The following is a 19,341-nucleotide window of genomic DNA, read 5'->3' as shown; positions in this document are numbered from 1 at the left end:
TCTCTCACAGCGATAACACAAAAACAATTGGCTGTTCCGGCAGCAAAAGGAGAAATCATGAACACGCATTCTTTCCTGCGACCGATCGCTGAGCCTCAGCTTATAGAGAACGCGTTCAGCGAAGATCAGCGGCAGCGGCTTTTCTCTGTCTTGCGCAATAAGGGCCCTTGGACGACGATCCTCTCCCAGGAATTCAGTTCGCCTGAAGAGGTGATCGGTGCAACATCCGGCTCACTTCCTGAAGGATTCGTACCGATGTGGGACATGTTCCTCAGCCCCGTCTTTCGGTCAACGCTCGGCCGCGGCTATGCAAGCCTTTACCCAGAGGTTGAGGATTGCTTCTACAACAGCAAGTTTCTTGATCTCGCCCGGGGTTATTGGGGCGCCAAATATGCAGCGCCAAACCTCATGCTCTGCAATATTCAGGGACCCGCCGGTGCGGGCGGGGCGCCTCATGTCGATGGCGCCGACTATCGGGGCGTGACCATTCAGAACACACCCGGCTGGCTTATCGGGCTTATGACCAAATGCGGGCTGTTTCGCCCTTGGCAGGTCAAGAAAGCGCAGGTTCTGACCTGGTACTATAAGGGGCAGATCGGCGGCGGCTTCACCTATTGGCCTGACGGCCCCGAGGGGCAGCCCAAACAGCTTTATGCGCCAATGTGGGGCCGTGCTGCCGTCGTGGAAAATGAGGTCATGTATCACGGCGCCAATGCATGCGGCCCGGCTGAAATGCGCAAGCCCGAAGGCTTGGCAATCAACTCGGTGATCGCAGCCGACCCCGATTCAGACGGCTGGCAAATCAAGACGGATGGAAACGTCATTCAGCAGTTGCCCGCCGACGAGATCCGCCTGCTATTCCATTGGGGCGCCGACATGTACATGGACCTGGATGAAATGACGGTCGCGCTGGATCATAGTGACGACCTGTCTCATGAGCAGGTTTTCGATATCTTCCTGTCGGAACTGCGCGCACGCGGCATAGCTTTCAAAACGCCGAGTTATCCGCTCCACGACCCCGAGTTCATCCAGTTGCTCACCAGCGTGTTCGAGCCAGGCTCGCCTACGATCATGCCCGCAATATACGATCTGGTGGCAGAATGAAGAAGCTCGTCGCCAATTACTGATGAATAACGACAGCCAATAGATTTTGGCACGACATTAAACGAATAAAGGGAGGCTGTTAAATGGTCGGATATACTAGGATTCGCATCGCCTTATTATGTTCAGTTACTCTTTTGCCTGTCGCCATTCCCCAGAATGTGCAGGCCCAGGGTCAAGATCAAGCCGTTGCGGAGCCCGATCCTAACAGCTTTCCTTCGAACGATATCGTCGTGACCGCCCAACGCCGTGATGAGCGCGCGCAAGACGTGCCTATAGCGATCACGGCCTTTTCTCCTGAGCGTCTACAGCAGCAAGGCGTTACGGAGGCGCAAAACCTGCAAGCGACAGTTCCCTCCCTGGTCGTGGGCAATAACGGAAATCCTTCGCGTGAAGCGCAGAGCTTCACGATCCGCGGCCAGGGTGCGACCTTCCAGGCGTCTCCTGGTGTAGTGGTGTACCTCAACGAAGTCTCGCTGCCCGCGTCCATTTCAACCCCGCAGCAGGGCGGCGCCGGGAACTTCGTCGATCTGGAGAATGTGCAGGTTCTGAATGGGCCGCAGGGCACGCTCTTCGGCCGCAACACCACTGGCGGCGCCGTTCTCCTCGTCCCGCACAAACCGACGAACAGATTTGAAGGCTATGCGCAGGCCAAGTTCGGCAACTACGATAATAAGCAGTTGGAAGGCGCGATCAACGTGCCGATCGTCGATGACAAGGTTCTCCTGCGCGTTGCAGGTGCCTATCATGACCGTGACGGCTACACCTATGATGTAGTCTGGGACAAGGATCGCGACAACACCCACTGGTATTCTGGACGCATCGGCCTGACGCTCAAGCCCTTCGAGGGGTTTGAGAACTACACCATGGCATATGGAGCCAATTCCAGGAATAATGGCACCGGCACGGTCAACACTGGGTTTAACATCGCTGCATTGTCAGACCCCACGCTCGGCTTTTGTCAGGAAGGCCCGACCATCCCCGGCGTGATCGCGTCATGTGATGTGTACCGGGCGGCTGTCGCCGATTCAGAAGCCCGCGGTCCCCGGCAGACGGCTCATGGCACCGACTCCTATCAAAAAACGAAGACGTGGGGCATAACCAACACCTCCTCGCTAGCGTTGAACGACGAACTGACCCTCCGCAACATTGTAAGCTACCAGCGTTTCAGGTCATCCTACAGCATCGATAGCGACGGCAGCGTCTTCCAACAGGAAGATAATGACCCACGGCGCTATCCTGCGCCGGGACAGGCAGTTTTGCCGGGCGATGGAACGCCGCTTACATACCTGAATGCGACATTGACCGATCTTCCAAGGGACGACTTGAAAGTTTTCACCGAGGAACTGCAACTGCAGGGCAATCTGCTCGACAATCTTCTGACATTCACCACCGGCGCATTTCTCTACGACCAGCGTCCGGTAGCAAATCAGGGTGCCGGTTCTGTCGGCTTTTGCCCTGCCGCCTTCACCGGTTTCTGCCCGGGATACGACATCAGATATTCAATCACCAACAGGTCGAAGGCGCTCTATGCGCAAGCGACGCTGGACCTAGGCCTGCTTACCCCTGCCCTCGCAAATTTGAAGCTCACGGGCGGATATCGCCATACCTGGGACAAGGTGAGCGGAACGGCGAATTTGTATCAGGCGGGCCCGGGCTTTGTCGCCTGCTATACCGATCCCACGATCCCAGCCACCACGCCTTCCGATTGTCAGTTTTCGGCTAATCTGAAGACCAATGCGCCAACGTGGAATATCGGCCTCGACTATAGGGTATCTCCTGCCCTGCTGCTGTACGGAAAGGTCAGTCGCGGCTACAAGGCCGGTGGCATCAACGCCAACGCCGTCTTTGCGAACACCCGTACATTCCCGCCCGAATATGTCACTTCTTATGAAGGCGGCTTCAAGTCGGACGTCCGCATTGCCGGCATGCCGCTCCGTTTGAATGCCACCTATTATTACCTGACATACAAGGATATCCAGCGAGCGGCCGGTGATTTCAATCCTGCCACGCAGGCTGCTGGCGCTCAGGTTCTGAAGGCTGATGCCCGCATTCAGGGCGTAGAGGCGGAAGCTTCGCTACGGCCGTTCCCCGGCGTGGAGATCGGCGGCACATTCAGCTACACCGACGCCAAATATAAGCGGTACGAATATCAACCGAGCGTGCTGGTACAGGACTGCTCGGGCAACTTCGTCAGCGCGCCTGGCACCGCAAACTTGACCTGTCTGCCGTTCCAATATGTCTCGCCCTACATCTACAGCATTCATGCCTCGGCTGAACAATCGCTTGGCGGCGATCTCGGCACGATCTCGTTCTTCGCGATCTACTCACATACGTCTTCGCAGCACACGTCGGGCACCATAGTCCCGCCGAACGAGCCTGGCGAAAAGCTGCAGGCGTTTGGCACGCTCAACCTGTCGATCGATTGGAAGAAAATCGGCGGGAGCAATCTGGATCTCGGCCTTTACGGCACCAACATCACCAACAAACTGTACCGGGTGTCCAACAGCAATGTGTTCAATTCGGTTCTCTACTCTGCCACCTTATATGGCGAGCCACGCATGTACGGCGTTCGTGCACGCTACTCCTTTTAGGGCGAGCATAGAGGCATCAGGAAATTGAATATCAAAAGCCGGTAATTTGATCGCAAAGAGGTAAATCGATGAGCAATACTTCCCTTTATTACGTCAAGTTGATGGTCGACGATGCGGAGGCTTTGGCGCCATTCTATCGTGAGGTCTTCGGAATGAAGGAAATCCGGCGTATTCACGAACCCGAACATGTACGCCCTCACCTGGAGATATATCTGTCGGCAGGAGAGACCGAACAATTGTGCCTGATGCAATATTTCAACAAGCCCACGCCCCAGCCTGGCGAAGTCAGGGTCGCCTTCACGGTTGGAAATGTGGACGAAGTCGTGGCGGCTTCGCAAGCCAGAGGCGGCGGCATAATCCTACCGGCCGAAACGCTGGAGGCATATAATTTCCGCTGGGCAACGATTACCGATCCTGAAGGTCACGCCATCGAGGTCATGCAGTTCGGCCTTTGACAAACATAGACCATATTTCAGTGATTTGATCACGATAGGAAAAAACCGATGAGCAAGATTTCCCTATATTATTTCAAACTGATGGTTGGCGATGCAGAGACATTGGTGCGTTTCTACAGCGACGCTTTCGGAATGAAGGAAGTGGGACGCTTCGACGGCCTCGAAACCGAAGAGCCCCACATAGAGATTTTCCTAAAAGCAGAAGGGGGAGAAAGCAACCAGCAACTCGCCTTGATGCATTATGTGAACAGGCCTACGCCAACGCCGGGAGAGGCAGCGATTGCCTTCATAGTCGACGATGTGGACGCCGTCGTGGCTGCAGCGCTGGCCGCGGGCGGCAGCATCGCCAGAGCGGCTGAGACGCTCGAGGAGCATAAGTTCCGCTATGCGATCGTGGCCGACCCCGAGGGTCATAAAGTCGAAGTCATGCAATTTGTCGCCTGACCACGGCAAATGAAGGAACGGGCGACGAGTCCCGCCGTCCTCTCAACAGGACGGTCGGGACTGATTGCCTCTCGCATGGTCTATACTGAAGTGGCGCATCGCGGGATGATATTCGAAGATGAATTTGAAGATTTTGGAGCTAGCTCATGAGCGATGTTAAAACAGCAGTCCGGATATCTCCTGAAGCGCTAAGAGAAAAATACCGCATCGAACGCGACAAGCGTCTGCGGGCCGATGGTCCGAACCAGTATCTTGATCCCAACGCCGTTTTCCGCGACTTCGACGCCGACCCTTATGTCGAACCAGGCTTTGCGCGCCCGGCGATCGTCGAAGAAACAGAGGTCGCAATCGTCGGCGGCGGCTTCGGTGGGCTCCTCACCGGTGCGCGCCTGCGGCAGCAAGGCATCGAGGATTTCCGCATCATCGATCGGGCAGGCGACTTCGGCGGCACCTGGTATTGGAACCGCTATCCGGGCGCGGCTTGCGACATTGAAAGCTATATCTACCTGCCGCTGCTTGAGGAAACCGGCTACATCCCGACGGAGAAATACGCCAAGGCGGCGGAAATCTTCGGCTATTGCCAGCAGCTCGGCCGCCATTTCGACCTTTACGACCGCGCATTGTTCCAGACGCAAGTAACGGAAGTGCGCTGGGATGAGCGACGCGCCCGCTGGCTGGTGCGCACCAACCATGACGACGTGCTGGCGGCCCGCTTCCTCGTCATCGCCGGCGGTATCATGCACAAGGCCAAACTGCCGGGCATCCCGGGGATCGAAACGTTCAAGGGACACAGTTTCCATACCAGCCGCTGGGACTATGCCTATACCGGTGGCAGCCCGACCACGCCGATGGATCGCCTGAAGGACAAGCGCATCGGCATCATCGGCACCGGCGCGACCGCGGTGCAGGCGGTGCCCAACCTCGCCCGCGACGCAGAGCATCTCTACGTCTTCCAGCGCACGCCGTCCGGCGTGGGTGAGCGGAACAACCAGCCGACCGATCCTGCATGGGCGGCTTCGCTCCAGCCAGGATGGCAGCAGGAGCGGATCGAGAATTTCGAGGCGCTGGTCGCCGGTCAGCCGGTCGAGCAGGACCTCATCAACGATGGCTGGACGCAGATTTCAGGCGGCGTCAATTTCGAAGGCGGCGCGGCTGATGACGATCAGTATGAACTGGCCGACTTCGCCCGCATGGAGGGCATTCGCGCCCGCATCGATCAGATCGTGCAGGATCCCGCCACGGCAGAGGCATTGAAGCCCTGGTATAACACCATGTGCAAGCGCCCCTGCTTCCATGACGAATATCTGCAAAGCTTCAACCGTCCCAACGTCACCCTGGTCGATACCGACGGCAAGGGTGTCGAGCGCATCACCCCCACCGGCGTGGTGGTCGGCGGCACCGAATATCCCGTCGATTGCCTCGTCTATGCATCGGGCTTCGAAGTCTCGACCGGCTATACCCGCCGCCTGGGCTTTGAACTGTACGGCAAAGGCGGGCAGTCGCTGACCGACGCGTGGAAGGACGGCGCCGCCACCCTGCATGGCATGTATACGAAGGGCTTCCCCAACCTGCTGATGTCCAGCCTGGTCCAGGGCGGCACCGGCGTCAACGTCGTTCCCATTCTCGATAATGTCGCGACACAGACCGCCTACACGATCAAGCGCATGGTCGATCTGGATGCCCGCGCCTTCGAACCGACCGAGCAGGCGCAGGAAGACTGGCTTGGCGTGCTGATGTCGCATCTGACGGGCACCGGCAAGTTCTCCTCCGAATGCACTCCCGGCTTCTACAACAACGAAGGATCGCTCGGCGACCACAAGATGGCCCGCAACGCTCCCTATGCCGGTGGCACCCTGGCCTATTTCGAAGAACTGAAGAAATGGCGCGAAAAGGGCGATCTCGAAGGACTGGAAGTTTCCAGGAATTCGGAAGCCTAGAGACAGCGACGAAGCTATCCGGATTTTGGTGCCGATTTCGTGCACCGAAATCCGGAAGTTCGAGTCGGCCCGCCTCCGGGTGGCAAAGTGCTGTAGTGACGCTTCAATCTGGCTTGACCTTCATCTTGCGGAAGGTCGGCCAATCTCCATCATAGGTTCATTGCTCTGCCCCGAAAATGGCATAGACTTCCGCAATGGACGGATTACGCCGCAGCGTCTGGCCGCCACTGACATGGATCACCTGGCCTGTAACAAAGCTCGACTCTTCGCTCGCCAGCCATAGCGCGGCGTTGGCGATATCCGCAGACATGCCCGGTCGCCGGAGGGGGATCTCTCGCATATAAAGTTCGCGCATCGCCGGGATGGCCATTCCCCCGCCGGACATGGGTGCATCCGCGACGCCGCCAGCCGCGATACTGTTGGCGCGAATGCCCCTGTCGCCAAATTCATTGGCGATCGTGCGGATGACGTGATCGATACCGGCCTTGGTGCCCATATAGGCGGCATGATCCTCAAACATGATCGTCGCCGTCACCGATGAGATTTGGATGATGGACCCGCCATGCTGCATGTTCCGCACCAGCGCCTGGAAAAACTGGAACGGCCCGGTGAACTGGACAGCGGCCATGCGCTCCAGCTCGTCACGGCTTGTTTCCAGAAACGGCTTGAGCAAGCCCCAGCCAGTGCTGTTGACGCCGATGTCGAGCCCGCCCATCTTGTCGGCGGCATCCTCCACCGCCTTGTTGAGACTGGCTTCGTCGGTGATGTCGCAGGCAACCCATTCCGCCCCGATCTCGTCCGCAATCTGTTGCAGCGGTTCCGTTCTGCGACCGGCAATGACGACCTGTGCACCATGATCGATATAGGTACGCGCGATGGCGGCGCCGACATTCTGTAGAGCGACGCCAAGGATCATGGCCCGTTTGCCGCTCAATCGACCGCTCATCTACTCTCTCCCAATTTTCTCGTCACGCTCGGCGTTAGTGGACCGGCCTGCTGTTGCGAAGGCCCAGCATGCCACCCCTCCTAAAGTCATGGCTACGCAAAGTACAAATAACATGATCGCCGTTCGTGCTAACGGCTGCTTCGATCGCGGTTAGATAGAGCGCCTATTTCGGCTTGAGTGCGAAATCCACCTGCACGGCGACTGTGCTCGTTGTCTGCCCCGGCATCAACGGCACATTCGAAGCGTTGGCGGCGGATTGTTCGACCGCGATGGGTGGGGGCGCTACCGGCACCGCACCCGGCAGATAGCGGTTCCCTTGGGTGCCGCCTGCATCGCGTATCGACAGCACGCGCGCGATAGTCATTCCTGCCGCATCGGCATAGGCCTCAGCGCGCGCATGCGCGGCCTTGTACGCTGCCGTGTATGCGGAGTTCGCCGCCTTCTCCGGATCAGCCATGCGCAGATCGGGACCACTCAGGACATTGGCACCCGCCGTGGTAGCCGCTGTCACTGCGGCGGATGCCCGATCAACGTCCCGCACGGTTACGTTGATGATGTTGCTGGCCTGATATTGGCCTTTGCGATCGCCCCAATCGAGCCGTTGCACACTCAGGCTCCGTGTCTGGATGTCCTTCTCCGCTATCCCTGCACCGGAAAGTGCGTCCACGATCTTTCCAATCAACTGTTGGTTCGCGGCAGTGGCTTCGGCGGCTGATTTCGCCCAGCTATTGATACCAGCCTGGAACTGGGCCTGATCAGGACGCGTGTCGCCCTGTCCCGTTGCGCTGACGGACAGCAGCGTTTCATCATGACCAACGCCACGCGGGTCGCGCGGCTCTCGATCACAGGCATGGAGGAGCATCAGCGGGCTCAATGCCAAACACAATTTAGCAACGGACATCATCTCTCCTGAGCTTTGCGGTGAAGCCGAACGTGCCCCACGAAAGATGAAGCGAAGCTGAGCGAAAGGCTGGGCCCACGGTTGGGACTTTCTGCTTAACCCTAGTGAGTTGGAGACGGGGCAGCCGCTTCTCCTGTAATGACGATCGACAATCCCGGAGTTCGCTAAATGATTTTCCGATGGTTCTACATCAGCACGAGCAGGCTTGCCGAGGACGAGTCCGATGAGCTGGTGGCGGATATCGTCAGGGACTCGATACCTCGCAATCGCAAGCTCCAGGTCACGGGCGCACTGCTGTTCACCGGCCGCCATTTCGCGCAATATCTTGAAGGCCCCGCGACTTCGGTGGACACATTGCAGCGGATCATCCTCGATGACCTCCGGCACGAAGATATCCGCACCATCGCAGAGGGCGCATATCCCTGCCGCCGGTTCGTCACCTGGTCGCTGGCATATGTACCCCCCGCGAGATCGGGTGAGCGGAGGATTGAACGGCTGCTAACCGACGCGGCGCGCGCCCGCGAAGACTGTGTCGAAGCATTAGCCCAATTCATGTCCGAATCCGCCATGATGGGACATGCATGAGCCGCTCCGCTTACCCCTCGATCAGCACCCACGCCATCAGATTTCCGGATTGGCGGCCTTCTCCGCAAGATAGCGCGACGTGAAATTGGGCGCCACCGCCGGCTTCTCCATCCGCTCATACAGGCGGCGGTAGGAGGACCGGGCGATCTGCCATTGGCCATCGACCTTGCGATATTCATCACGATAGAGGCAGGCGCCGCTCGTTTCCATGCCCGTACGGAAGTCCATGGCATAGTCGGTAAGCGTCCAGCGGCCCTCCGCCCGATCATCGCTCGTCACGTTGATCTCGGGCTGATGCACGGTATGACAACCGACGAAGTCCTCATGGAAGGCCGCGTGGAGCAGAGACACCACCTCATCGCGGCCCTCGGCATGGAAGTGATAACTGGCGCCAACATAATCGACGACGATGTCTGCCGTAAGGACGGAGGCAAGGCCTTCTGCATCGGCCGTATCCAGATACCGGCAATATTTATGTTTCAGCTGCTTGATGAGCTCTATGTCTTCGAGCCGTATCATCATGACCAATCCTCAAATTTTGCGATAAGGTTCGAACGCGGTCCCATCAAAACTCCACGCCGAAATCGACGCCATAGGTGCGCGGCGCCTGGAAGGTTCCGACAGTCCAGGTATCGAATACGGGAAAGAGGAATTCCGGCTTGTCCGAATTGTTGAGGTTCTTGCCCCACAGCGAAATCCGTCCCTTCACACTGCCAAGCGGGATATCGGCAAAGGTCATGCGGGCGCCGATCTGCCAGCTCGAAGGAATGACCAGCGCGCGATCAAGCGCAGCGTCTCCGCTCCCCAGACAGCCTTCGGTCGGCGACTGCAGCGCGCCGATCGGGCACTGAAGCCGGTAATGCTTGCCCTCATATTGGCCATCCACGCGGAAGCTCAGCGTCGTGCCGTCCGGGAAGGCCGCCGCTTCATATTGCGCCGCGAGATAGGCGGTATGCCGGGGCTGGTAGGACCGCACCGGCGTCGCGGCGGGATTGGACGATTCCGCCTTGGGCTTCACATCGGTGAAGCCGTAATTGGCGTTGAGGGTCAGGCCATCCACCGGCACCACGGTGGTTTCGACCTCGACACCGCGCGCCCGCTCCGTGCCAGTGTTGAGCAGGATGTTGCCGCCCTGGTTTGGATCGAAACCGGTAACCTGAAGCGCCTTGCGATCCGCCTGGAACAGCGCCAGGTTGACGCGGACGCGCCGGTTCAGGAATTCCGATTTAAGGCCGACTTCATAGGATTTGATCGTCTCAGGCTCGAATTCCGCGCCATGGAAGATACCGCCTGAAACGAACCCGGTGGTGAACTTGGCATAGACGCTGCTGTCGGGCGCGAAGCGGTAACGAATGGAGGCGTCATAGTCGAAGCGCCCCTGCTTCGCCCGGAAGCTGCCGCGCGGCACCGTGGGGGTACGCGGAGCCGCCAGCAGGTCGTTCTCCGTTCGATCATCCTTGGAATAACGTGTGCCCGCGCTCAGCTCCAGCTCGTCGGTCAACCGGAAATCCACATGGGCATAGGCGGCGTAAGACTTGTTAAGCACTCGCAACAGGTCGCCACCGGCCAGATAGCTGTCCGGGTTGACGATCGGGATCGGCTGGCCGGGTTGCGCCACCAGGCCGAAGATCACCGGGCTGTTGAGGAAGGCTTTCTCGCGATAGTAGAACAGGCCGCCGACGAAATCCAATCGGTCCATATGGCCCAGCAGCTGGAGTTCGTGGGACCATTGCCGTTGCTTGGCGTATCTCACTGCGCCCAATGCCTGGAAATAACCGCCCGTCCCGCCATAAGGATCGACAAGCGCGTTGCCATCCAGATCGGAAGTGCTGTTCACCTTGAAGCCGCGAAGAGCCCCGATATATTTGACGCTGAGCGCATCGTTCAGGTCATAGACCGCCGTAAGACTATGTCCCCAGGTCTTCTGGCTCGCGGCAGCCAAACCGTCGATCGGCACGCGGTCCAACCGCCTCAAACTCTCAACCGCCGTTCCGCCTAAAGCAGGTTGGTTGGGAAAATTGGTGATCGCGCCAAAGGCCGCACCGCCGTTCAACAACTGCATCGCATCGAGCGTCGTCACCAGATCGGCATAGTCGAACCGATAGTCGAGCGTCAGATTGTCGATGCCAGAATAGCGTACCGCCGCGAAAACGGATTCATTGTTGTTCGCGCCGAAACTGTCCGCGCTGGTTTGCGGCCCGAAAGGTTCCGGAAACAGATAGGTTCTGCGCGGACCGCTATTCTTCACATAGCCGGTATTTTCATCATGCACATAGGTGACCCGCGCGGACAAGCCATTCCATTCCGGTGTATTGACGGTAATCCGCCCCCGCCGCCGCTGGTAATTTCCGATGGTGCCGTCAACGACGACGCCGAACTTGCCGGTCGGCCCTGCCGTCACGAAGCTGATTGCGCCGCCGGTGGAGTTACGGCCAAACAAAGTGCCCTGCGGTCCGCGCAGCACTTCGATCCGTTCGATATCTGCGAGGTCGAATGCGGAATTGCCCGGCCGTCCTAGATACACACCATCAATATAGAGAGCGACGCCGGAATCGATCTGGAAGTTGATCGATCCCGAAGATACGCCGCGAATATTGAATTGGGGCGCGGTCGGCGATCCGGCCTGCTTCTGGATAACCACGTTCGGCGCCGTCTTGCCGACATCCTGAAAGCTTTCGATCTGGAGATCCGCGATCAGCTTCGCATCCATTGCAGTGACTGCGGTTGGAACATTCTGGATATTTTCAGAGCGTTTGCGCGCCGTCACAATGATGTCGGTCAGGCCAGCCTCGGCCCTGCCCGCTGCTGGAGCACTGTCCTGCGCACGGGCGACACCTGTCATGAGGGCGCTCGGCGCGACACAGCTCAATAATGCGCAACAGAAAATTCGAGACATGCTGTTCCTCCCCATTCTCTACGCCAGCGCCCGACGAAGGCATCACTGGCTGCGTCGCGAACGGAGGGAGTGGCTAAGGCTGCCCGGCTGATCCGCATGGCGCGCATTCGCGAGGATCGCAATCCGACCCTATTCGCGTTGGCCATGAGGCGCCTTGTGGCAGCCCCTCCTCTCCTCGTCTCGCGTCTGCCTTCAGCAGATCGTCTCGAGGAGCATCGCGCAGCTAAGGGAGGGACGACACCTCCATATCGATTAAGTCAAATCGAAGAGATCAGCCACGCGGCAGCGTCAGTTCCGGCATGCTGGTGTGGATCAGGTGAACAAGCTGCGATTGCCGGGCGACCCCCGTTTTAGCGAAGATTGACCGCAGATGTGATCGCACCGTGTTTTCAGCAATGCCTAGCCGGTGCGCGGTATCGATGACTGACACACCATTGGCGAGCGACGCGGAAATCGACGCCTCGGTCGGTGTGAAGTTGAAGAGCTTGCGCACGGCATCTGCTGTCACGACGCACTGCCGCTCCGGGTCGCCCAGGAACAGCGCGAGGGCGGGCGAACTGCCGGTATGCATGAAACCGGGGATCTGCACCGGTTGCACGACCATTCCGATGTCGCGATGACCGGAAGGACGCTCCGCCAGGAAAACGAACCGGCCTCCCCCGTTGCCGCATTCCGACGCGGCCGCCTTCAGCCTCTTACGGAATTCGGCGTCGCGGGATGGGTTGGTAAGGGCGACACGGCCTCCCACCAGCCCGATGCCGTCGCCATCCGCCAGGATTGATGCCGCAACCTCGTTGACCTTCAACACCTTCAGATCATGGTCCAGAATGACGGTGCCGACCGCGAACTGTTCGATCGCGCCGATCATCACGGCCTGTTCGGATCTGGATGTTTCCAGTCTCTGATATAATTCGATCGCCTGCCGCAGATGCGGGACGATTTCCTCTACCCGGCTGGTTTCCTCGCGATTGAAGGGATCGCCGCCCGGAGCACGGGTCAGGCGCAGACGCGCTTCGAACCCGCCGCTCATGCGCAGATCGACGCCCAGCACATGGGACCCGTCCATGGATTCAATCCATTCCTTGTAATAGGCGGAGTTCTTGAGCGCCGCCTCTCCCACATATTCATACAGCGTCATGACCTTGCCCTCGGGCAGGTTCACGAACGGATCGATCTCCAGATAGCGGTCCAGATAGCGCTTTATGGACTCGCTGGTCGCAGTCGGCGTGATCATCGTGGTGAGCGAAAGATCCGGCGGCGTCAGGATCAGCGTTCCGTAACGGGCATTGGTCTGGTCGCGCAGCATCAACAGAAATTCGCGCCACGGGTCATCGCCCAGCAGCCCCTGGTTCAAGGCCAGCATCAGGCGCGAAAATTCCATCCGCCTGCTCGCATCGTCAGTCATCTTCGTGCCTCTCCCGCACCGGCCCTGTGCGGCCGTTTCCAGCATGGTAGAGGCTTGAACAGATGTTGCCAATTGCGCAGCAGCCGAGCGGCCCTTACGCCTCTGCGATCATGTAGCCACCGCTCACCACCAGACATTCTCCGGTAATGAATGCCGCCGCGGGGCTGGCCAGGAACAATGCGGGACCAGCGATGTCCTTGGGCTCTCCCCAACGGCCAAGCGCCATGCGCTGCGCGGTCGCCGGGCCATAAACAGGATCGTCGGCATAACGCTCGGTCATGCGCGTGCGAACAGGGCCGGGCGCCAGCGCATTGATGCGAACCCCTTTGCCGCCCCATTGCTGTGCCAGCGATTTGGTCAGTAGCAGCATCCCAGCCTTGGCGGCGCTGTAGCCGGGAAACATGGAATTGCCGAATATCGCCATCATCGATGCGATCATCACCACCGCCGCGCCGCCTTCATGATCGCTCTGCTCCAGCAGGGGCATGCAAGCGCTGGTCAGGGCATGCACCCCCTTCAGGTTGGCGTCTATCGCAGCGTCGAAATCCTCCGGCATCGAAGTTCCGCCCGCATTGTTCACTAATATGTCGAGCTTGCCGAGGCTGTTTGCGAGTCCGTGGACGCTGTCCCGATCCTCCAGGCGGAGGCTGTGATATTCTGCGCCGGCAGGGATCAACTGCGGTTCGACCGCTTCTCGCGTGCCCGTGATGATCACCCGCGCACCGGCCTCCATGAAGGCACTCGCAATGACCGCGCCGATGCCGCTGCTCCCGCCGGTGACAAGCACATGACGCCCTGTGAAATCGAACATGCCGCCTCCCTTCATCCGATCGCGGCGACGGCATCCGCCGCATCCTGCATCGCGCCTTCGATATAGCCGACGCCATTGGCGTCGCCGATGCTGCGCACCTGAAAACCAGCATCGCGCAAAATGTCCGCCAGCCGCGCATCGCCCTGCGCGCCCTTCGCGATGATGACCTGGTCCGCGCCCACGGTCCGGCGCTGGCCAAATCCGTTCACATAGCTGACGGTGCGTTCGCCGATGGCGATGTCGGTGACACCGGGCAGCAGCTTGACGTTCAGGTGCTTCAATTCATCAAGCACACGCCACCGCCGCACCACCTGAAGCCCTGCGCCCATGCGGGAGGCTTCGTCGATCACGACGATCCGGCGATCGCGCTTGGCCAGGAACTCCGCCAGTTCCAGGCCGACCAGTTCGCCCCCGATGATGACGACCTGCTTGCCAAAAGGCATCCAGAAGTCGCTGGCCGCGCGGACGAAGCCGGGACGAGCGGTGAGGCCGGTCACTTTGCCCGCGCGCATCATCAGGCGAGTCTTGCCGTCGATCTTGCCGTTCAGCTGGCCAAGATCCTGTGCCAGCATCAGGCTGCGCATCTCGTCGCCACTGAATACATTGTCGCGGTCGGCGCCCGGGATAGGCGGCAGTTCGCGCCGCGCGCCGGTCGCGACGATCACCTCGTCGGGCGCGATTTCCCTCAGCAGTTCAGGCGTGGCCCGTGTGTTGAGGCGGATGGTGACATTGGGCTGCGCTGCTATCTCGCGCTTCAGCCAGTCGACGATGCCCTGATTGGGCGCATAGGCGATCGAAGCAAAGCGCGCTGTTCCGCCGAGCCCGCCGGTTGCCTCGATCAAGGTCACGCGGTGGCCGCTTGCCGCCGCTCTCCGCGCGGCTTCCATGCCTGCGGGACCGCCGCCGATAACAGCGATGTGCTGAGCGTGGGCCGTAGGATGCAGCGCCCTTTCCCGTTCGAACCCTGTCTCCGGGTTGACCGCGCACTTGACCGGGCGGCTGAAGAAAATCTGGCTGATGCAGGTATAGCAATAGACGCAGGGACGCACCGCGTCGGGTTTTCCGGCCTTCAGCTTGTTGGGCAATGCAGGATCGGCCAACAGCTTGCGGCCCATCGTCACGAAATCAATCTTTCCCGCCGCGATGAAGCGGTCGGCATCCCTGGGCTCGATCCGTCCCGGGCAGATGACGGGGATGTCCACCCGCGCCCTGATCCTCGCGGCCGCCTCGACGAAGCCGTTCCGGATGTCTGTGGCGTGGCCGGTCGAATAGGTCAGGCCGCGCCCGGGATGCCCGTCAGCGGACACATGGATGGCGTCCGCGCCCGCCTCCTGGGCAAGCCTTGCAGTGGTGGCGGCGTCTTCGACGGTGATGCCGCCGTCGATCAGGAAATGCTGGCTGTCGAGACGCGGCCAGATCGGCATGTCGGGACCCACGGCGGACCTGATCCCATGAATGATCTCACAAAGAAGACGCGACCGGTTCTCGATCGATCCGCCATACTCGTCTTTTCGCTGATTTATTAATGGGTTCAGAAATGACGAGATCAGATATCCATGCCCCGCATGGATTTCCACCGCATCCACCCCCGCCCGCTTCGCCCGTTCGGCAGCGCGAGCGAACATCTGCACCAGCTGCTCGATATCCTGCGCCGTCATCACCTTGTAATTGGGTTCCCCCATCGCCGCGAAGGGCGCGGTGAAGATCGCCAGCTCATCTTCCAGGAAGCCCTCCATCATGTCGCCGTCGCTCTTGCCGACCGCTGGAATGGAGGGCGTCCAGATCGGACGCCCGGCGAGCATGTCGTTCATGGCGACCAACCCCGCATGCTGAAGCTGCATCGCGAGCTTTGCACCATGCGCATGAACCGCATCGGCTAGCGCCCTGACGCCGGGCACATGCCGCTCGTCGGAGATCGCTTCGTTCCGCCAGTTACCCGATCCCTCGGGATAGCCGATCGACACCGAACCCATGGTGATAAGCGCCGCGCCGCCCTTCGCCCGCGCCTCATAATAAGCGCGCAGCCGGTCACCCGTGATGCCATCCTCGTCCGCCAGGTTCGATCCCATCGGCGTCATGAAGATGCGGTTGCGCAGCGGCATGGCGCCGATGCGTCCGGGCGCGAGGAGGTGGCGGTAAGCCATGATTATCCCTCTCCTGCCGCGTCAGATGCCGTAGCCGCCCGAGACGTTAATCTGCTGTCCCGTCACATAAGCGGCACGATTGGACGCCAGGAATACGGCAGCGTGGCCGATCTCCTCGGGCTGGCCCCAGCGTTTGAGCGCCAGGCCCTTCTGCACCTCGGCGACCCATTGGGCATCGAAGACGCCTTGGCGGGTGAGTTCCAGGAACATGCCCGCTTCGATCACGCCCACGAGCACGCTGTTGGCGCGGATGTTGTTGCGACCTTCTTCCTTGGCGATGCCGCGCACCAGCGACTCATTGCTCGCTTTCGGCGCGACGGACAGACCATCCTTTTCCGGCCAGTGCATATGGCCAGCGGACCCAAGCGTTACGAAGGAGCCACCGCCACGCGCGCGGAAATGGGGCAGCGCAGCCTGCACGGCGTTGAAGAAACCATGCACCTCGGTATCAATGGCCCGGCGCCATTGTTCATGCGTCATATCGCCTATCATCACCTGATCGACGAGAGGCCCGGCGGCCCAGACAATGGTATGGACCCGGCCGTGCGCGGCTACAGCTGCCTCGAACAAGGCCTCTACCTGTGCCTGATCGCGCACGTCGCCGCGATGGACCGAAACCTTGCACCCCATTGCTTCAATTTGACTGGCAAGCGATTGCGCAGCATCCGCCTTGCTGTGGTAGCCGATCGCGACGTCAGCCCCAGCTTCCGCGAAACTCTGCGCAACGCTGCGGCCAATGCCGCCGCTGCCACCAAACACAAGGGCAGCGCCCTCCGGAAACATTGCCTTTTCCATGATCCACTCTCTTTCTTTATTCCTCTGTCCGCCACCAGGCAGTCGGGACGCGCGGGGTGTAATGCAGGACATCATCTTGCGTTCGGCCCGGATACGTCGAAATCGATTAGACCCGGCGCTGTGCTCCGCCGTCCTCGCTCCAGGACGCTCCTTCGCCCAATATTAGGGCGACGACGCGTGGGTTTACATATTCCCGCCAACGGGTGATCCGCCCGCCAGCAAAATCGAAAACGCTGATGTAGCGATTGGAATATGGGGCGCCGGTAGGGATATACCGGCTGTGCGAGCTGTATTCGGCGATCAGCTGGTCATCTCCAACCAGGTCATGGATGGTTTCTATGCGATAGGCATAGTCGTCAAAGTCGCGCCAGCTCGCTTGCATGGCTTCCAGGAACCAGCGTGCGCCGCGATGCTCCACTGGGAAGCCATCCATGACGGGAAATGGCCATTCAAACAGGATATCCTCGGCCAGGCAGCGTTCGACTTCATCAAAGTCCTTTCGGCCCAGCGCCGTCAACATTGTTACGAACAGATCGCGATTTGCGCTGCTGGTCATTCACCCTCTCCTTTTTTCGATGTAGCAAAGAGGCGGACAGGCTAATTGATCAATTCAAGGGAAGCCGATGGACAAAGGCCGCAGCAAAGCAGAAGCCCGCTAGTTCGCACCCGTGGCATGCCGCGCGGCGATGTAGCCAAAGGTCATGGCTGGCCCGATCGTTGACCCGGCACCCGGGTAGGAGCGCCCGGTCACCGACGCCGCACTGTTGCCAACGGCATAAAGGCCCTCGATCGGCGACCCCATGTCATTCACGACCCGGCCGTTCCCATCCGTCGCAAGCCCACCATTGGTGCCGATGTCCCCCGCATTGACGGGCAAAGCATAAAAGGGCGCCTTTTCCAGCGGCAACAAGTTAGGATTGGGGCTTACCTTCGGATCGCCATAGTAGCGGTCATAGGGTTGCTGACCGCGGCTGAAATCCGGGTCTTCTCCACGGCTGGCATGATGGTTGAAGCGGGCAACGCTTTTCTCCAGCACGTCCGGGCTGACCCCGATCTGCACAGCGAGTTTCCTTATGCTGCTCGCCTTGCGCAATATGCGCCGTACAGCCTTTGGATGCATCCAGCTGGGGATCATCGGCATCAACGGTCCCATCGGGTAGCGCCATTTGAACCGTGCATCCAAAATCACCCAGGCCTGCCCTCCGCCCGCATCGCGCATGGCTTCGCCTGCCTTGTGGTATGAAGCTGCTTCGTTGAGGAAGCGGCGGCCCTTGGCATCGACAATGAGGGATCCGGGCAGCGAGCGCTCGAAGAAGAGAGGTCGGGCGCGATCCTCGCCGGGAACCTTGATCGTCGGTGCCCACCAAGCCGAATCCATCCGCCGCGTGGCTCCGCCTACAGCTTGGGCGGCACGGATCGCATCGCCTGTGTTGCCGTTCTGGCTGCCGGACCATTCCGGATTGGCCGATCCGGTCAGGTAGCGCCGCCGCATGTCCGCATCACGTTCAAAGCCGCCGGCCGCCAATATGACGGCTTGCCGCGCGGCGATCCGGCGGGTTCCAGCTGGCGTTTGCACCACTGCACCTTGTACCCGGCCATTCCGCTCGATCAGGGAGATGAGCGCGTGACGATAGCGTATCTCCACCTGACGATCGTCCAGCGAGAGCTTCAGCCGTGCAAGCAGGGCATTGCCGGAAGTCAGAAACCGGCTGCGCGTGGAGCGGAGGCGCTGTCCGACATCGGAATAATGCCGCCAAAGCGCGCGGGTCAGCATTTTTTGCCAACCGGGCATGCGCGTTATCATCGGTGCTGCTTCTGCCGCCGTCCAGCTGATCCGGCCGAACAGCATGCCCGCAGGATGGGTCGGCCGCAGCCGCGCAAGATCCGCGCCCAGCCGCCGCCCGTCTATCGGCTGAGGGTCATGGCTGCGCCAGCCCATCTTTCCGCCCGGCAGTTCGGCATGATAGTCGGTGTAGGGAATAGAGGCGTAGCGGACCTCCGTCCGCTCCTGCATATAAGCCAGCATGCGCGGTGCGTTTTCGACAAAGGCGCTGATGCGCTCCGGCTCGGCATCGTCGCCTGCCAACGCCGTTATGTAGCTTGCGGCTTCTTCCGGGCTGTCATCGGCGCCTGCGGCCTTGGCAAGATGGCTGGCAGGAATCCAGATTACGCCACCCGACGTGGCAGAGGTCCCGCCGAATTGATCGCCCTTTTCTATGAGCGCCACCGTCGCGCGATTGTCTGCGGCGACAATGGCAGCGGTCAGCGCCGCAGCCCCCGAACCCACGATCAGGACGTCCACTTCCTCGTCGAACGCTTCCACCTCG

General features: G+C 60.1%; 16 protein-coding genes. 6 read left to right on the top strand and 10 right to left on the bottom strand.

The annotated features are described in order from the left end of the window. Nucleotides 1-57 precede the first annotated feature (57 nt). The 5 genes from SPHS8_RS16575 to SPHS8_RS16555 all read left to right on the top strand — a co-directional run bounded on the left by SPHS8_RS16575 (nt 58) and on the right by SPHS8_RS16555 (nt 6,531). Nucleotides 58-1,104, top strand: a complete 1,047-nt coding sequence (locus SPHS8_RS16575) for a hypothetical protein (protein WP_201516526.1) — start codon at nt 58-60, stop codon at nt 1,102-1,104. Nucleotides 1,105-1,187: 83 nt separating this feature from the next. Next, nucleotides 1,188-3,695: a TonB-dependent receptor gene (locus SPHS8_RS16570; protein ID WP_201516525.1), complete on the top strand. Its 2,508-nt coding sequence runs from the start codon at nt 1,188-1,190 to the stop codon at nt 3,693-3,695. A 68-nt stretch (nt 3,696-3,763) separates the two neighbouring features. Next, the gene (locus SPHS8_RS16565) at nt 3,764-4,150 is read left to right on the top strand and encodes a VOC family protein (protein WP_097093431.1); all 387 of its coding nucleotides are present in this window, start codon (nt 3,764-3,766) and stop codon (nt 4,148-4,150) included. Between the two features lie 48 nt (nt 4,151-4,198). Then, on the top strand, nt 4,199-4,594 hold the full coding sequence (locus SPHS8_RS16560; protein WP_201516524.1) for a VOC family protein: 396 nt from the start codon (nt 4,199-4,201) through the stop codon (nt 4,592-4,594). Nucleotides 4,595-4,740: 146 nt separating this feature from the next. After that, nucleotides 4,741-6,531: a flavin-containing monooxygenase gene (locus SPHS8_RS16555; RefSeq protein ID WP_201516523.1), complete on the top strand. Its 1,791-nt coding sequence runs from the start codon at nt 4,741-4,743 to the stop codon at nt 6,529-6,531. A 157-nt stretch (nt 6,532-6,688) separates the two neighbouring features. Here the strand turns inward: SPHS8_RS16555 and SPHS8_RS16550 are convergent, their stop codons facing one another. After that, a complete protein-coding gene (locus SPHS8_RS16550) occupies nt 6,689-7,477 on the bottom strand; it encodes an SDR family oxidoreductase (RefSeq protein WP_201516522.1) in 789 nt (262 codons plus the stop codon). A 163-nt stretch (nt 7,478-7,640) separates the two neighbouring features. Then, on the bottom strand, nt 7,641-8,339 hold the full coding sequence (locus SPHS8_RS16545) for an SIMPL domain-containing protein (protein ID WP_236575229.1): 699 nt from the start codon (nt 8,337-8,339) through the stop codon (nt 7,641-7,643). Between the two features lie 207 nt (nt 8,340-8,546). On the opposite strand from SPHS8_RS16545, the gene SPHS8_RS16540 reads away from it, so the two are divergent. Next, a complete protein-coding gene (locus SPHS8_RS16540) occupies nt 8,547-8,963 on the top strand; it encodes a BLUF domain-containing protein (RefSeq protein WP_201516520.1) in 417 nt (138 codons plus the stop codon). A 36-nt stretch (nt 8,964-8,999) separates the two neighbouring features. On the opposite strand, the gene SPHS8_RS16535 is transcribed toward SPHS8_RS16540, so the two are convergent. The 8 genes from SPHS8_RS16535 to SPHS8_RS16500 form a co-directional block, all read right to left on the bottom strand. Next, on the bottom strand, nt 9,000-9,485 hold the full coding sequence (locus SPHS8_RS16535) for a nuclear transport factor 2 family protein (protein ID WP_201516519.1): 486 nt from the start codon (nt 9,483-9,485) through the stop codon (nt 9,000-9,002). 43 nt (nt 9,486-9,528) lie between these two features. After that, on the bottom strand, nt 9,529-11,805 hold the full coding sequence (locus SPHS8_RS16530; protein ID WP_201516518.1) for a TonB-dependent receptor: 2,277 nt from the start codon (nt 11,803-11,805) through the stop codon (nt 9,529-9,531). A gap of 325 nt (nt 11,806-12,130) precedes the next feature. Next, the gene (locus tag SPHS8_RS16525; protein WP_201516517.1) at nt 12,131-13,264 is read right to left on the bottom strand and encodes a helix-turn-helix transcriptional regulator; all 1,134 of its coding nucleotides are present in this window, start codon (nt 13,262-13,264) and stop codon (nt 12,131-12,133) included. A gap of 94 nt (nt 13,265-13,358) precedes the next feature. Continuing rightward, a complete protein-coding gene (locus tag SPHS8_RS16520) occupies nt 13,359-14,075 on the bottom strand; it encodes an SDR family NAD(P)-dependent oxidoreductase (protein WP_236575228.1) in 717 nt (238 codons plus the stop codon). 11 nt (nt 14,076-14,086) lie between these two features. Beyond that, on the bottom strand, nt 14,087-16,219 hold the full coding sequence (locus tag SPHS8_RS16515) for an oxidoreductase (RefSeq protein WP_201516515.1): 2,133 nt from the start codon (nt 16,217-16,219) through the stop codon (nt 14,087-14,089). Nucleotides 16,220-16,240: 21 nt separating this feature from the next. After that, entirely contained in the window at nt 16,241-17,014 is a 774-nt protein-coding gene (locus SPHS8_RS16510; RefSeq protein ID WP_201516514.1) for an SDR family NAD(P)-dependent oxidoreductase, read from the bottom strand. A gap of 106 nt (nt 17,015-17,120) precedes the next feature. After that, the gene (locus SPHS8_RS16505) at nt 17,121-17,570 is read right to left on the bottom strand and encodes a nuclear transport factor 2 family protein (RefSeq protein ID WP_201516513.1); all 450 of its coding nucleotides are present in this window, start codon (nt 17,568-17,570) and stop codon (nt 17,121-17,123) included. A gap of 99 nt (nt 17,571-17,669) precedes the next feature. Further along, a complete protein-coding gene (locus SPHS8_RS16500; RefSeq protein WP_201516512.1) occupies nt 17,670-19,337 on the bottom strand; it encodes an FAD-dependent oxidoreductase in 1,668 nt (555 codons plus the stop codon). Nucleotides 19,338-19,341: the final 4 nt, after the last annotated feature.

Source organism: Sphingobium sp. S6, assembly GCF_905120495.1.
Classification (GTDB): domain Bacteria; phylum Pseudomonadota; class Alphaproteobacteria; order Sphingomonadales; family Sphingomonadaceae; genus Sphingobium; species Sphingobium agri.
This window is presented reverse-complemented; position numbering and strand designations above follow the sequence as displayed.

Bases quoted from the DNA above. Each gene is read 5' to 3' on its own strand.
- SPHS8_RS16575 (WP_201516526.1), top strand. From the start codon at position 58: ATGAACACGCATTCTTTCCTGCGACCGATCGCTGAGCCTCAGCTTATA.
- SPHS8_RS16570 (WP_201516525.1), top strand. From the start codon at position 1,188: ATGGTCGGATATACTAGGATTCGCATCGCCTTATTATGTTCAGTTACT.
- SPHS8_RS16565 (WP_097093431.1), top strand. From the start codon at position 3,764: ATGAGCAATACTTCCCTTTATTACGTCAAGTTGATGGTCGACGATGCG.
- SPHS8_RS16560 (WP_201516524.1), top strand. From the start codon at position 4,199: ATGAGCAAGATTTCCCTATATTATTTCAAACTGATGGTTGGCGATGCA.
- SPHS8_RS16555 (WP_201516523.1), top strand. From the start codon at position 4,741: ATGAGCGATGTTAAAACAGCAGTCCGGATATCTCCTGAAGCGCTAAGA.
- SPHS8_RS16550 (WP_201516522.1), bottom strand. From the start codon at position 7,477: ATGAGCGGTCGATTGAGCGGCAAACGGGCCATGATCCTTGGCGTCGCT.
- SPHS8_RS16545 (WP_236575229.1), bottom strand. From the start codon at position 8,339: ATGCTCCTCCATGCCTGTGATCGAGAGCCGCGCGACCCGCGTGGCGTT.
- SPHS8_RS16540 (WP_201516520.1), top strand. From the start codon at position 8,547: ATGATTTTCCGATGGTTCTACATCAGCACGAGCAGGCTTGCCGAGGAC.
- SPHS8_RS16535 (WP_201516519.1), bottom strand. From the start codon at position 9,485: ATGATGATACGGCTCGAAGACATAGAGCTCATCAAGCAGCTGAAACAT.
- SPHS8_RS16530 (WP_201516518.1), bottom strand. From the start codon at position 11,805: ATGACAGGTGTCGCCCGTGCGCAGGACAGTGCTCCAGCAGCGGGCAGG.
- SPHS8_RS16525 (WP_201516517.1), bottom strand. From the start codon at position 13,264: ATGACTGACGATGCGAGCAGGCGGATGGAATTTTCGCGCCTGATGCTG.
- SPHS8_RS16520 (WP_236575228.1), bottom strand. From the start codon at position 14,075: ATGTTCGATTTCACAGGGCGTCATGTGCTTGTCACCGGCGGGAGCAGC.
- SPHS8_RS16515 (WP_201516515.1), bottom strand. From the start codon at position 16,219: ATGGCTTACCGCCACCTCCTCGCGCCCGGACGCATCGGCGCCATGCCG.
- SPHS8_RS16510 (WP_201516514.1), bottom strand. From the start codon at position 17,014: ATGGAAAAGGCAATGTTTCCGGAGGGCGCTGCCCTTGTGTTTGGTGGC.
- SPHS8_RS16505 (WP_201516513.1), bottom strand. From the start codon at position 17,570: ATGACCAGCAGCGCAAATCGCGATCTGTTCGTAACAATGTTGACGGCG.